This window comes from Sulfitobacter sp. CW3, assembly GCF_019392245.1.
Taxonomy (GTDB): domain Bacteria; phylum Pseudomonadota; class Alphaproteobacteria; order Rhodobacterales; family Rhodobacteraceae; genus Sulfitobacter.
Window position 1 is genome coordinate 1 of sequence record NZ_JAHXRL010000062.1, and the last position, 350, is coordinate 350.

A 350-nucleotide genomic window follows, 5' to 3' on the forward strand; every position below is an offset into this window, starting at 1 on the left:
GGCAAACGATATGACGAGCGGTTCGGCCAAGTCGGCGATCCTGCTGTGGTTGGGCGGTCAGGCGCGGCCCGCGGCCATCTCTTCGGCCAGCACCGCGATGAACTCGTCCTCGGTGCTGCCCTCGTCGGGCGGGCTGTTGGCGGCGATGAAGGAGTCGATGACGACGTGCCATTCGGTCAGCGTCATCCGCCGGACCTCTTCCGGCGAGAACCCCGCGACCGCCCCGGCGCCGATGAAGACCGAGAGGTCGCCGGGTCGGCTTCGCTCCCCCTCTCGGTCTCGGCTTTTCCCTTGGGGACGCCGTTGACCGCCGCGGCCACGATCTGGCCGGCCAGCGACAGGTAGTCCAT

At 68.9% G+C, this 350-nt stretch carries 1 protein-coding gene; it reads right to left on the bottom strand.

Features of this window, described 5'->3' with window-relative positions:
- Positions 1-57: 57 nt before the first annotated feature.
- Positions 58-350, bottom strand: a 293-nt coding sequence (locus KZZ06_RS20215) for a hypothetical protein (protein WP_219581778.1), incomplete at its 5' end; no start/stop codon positions are given.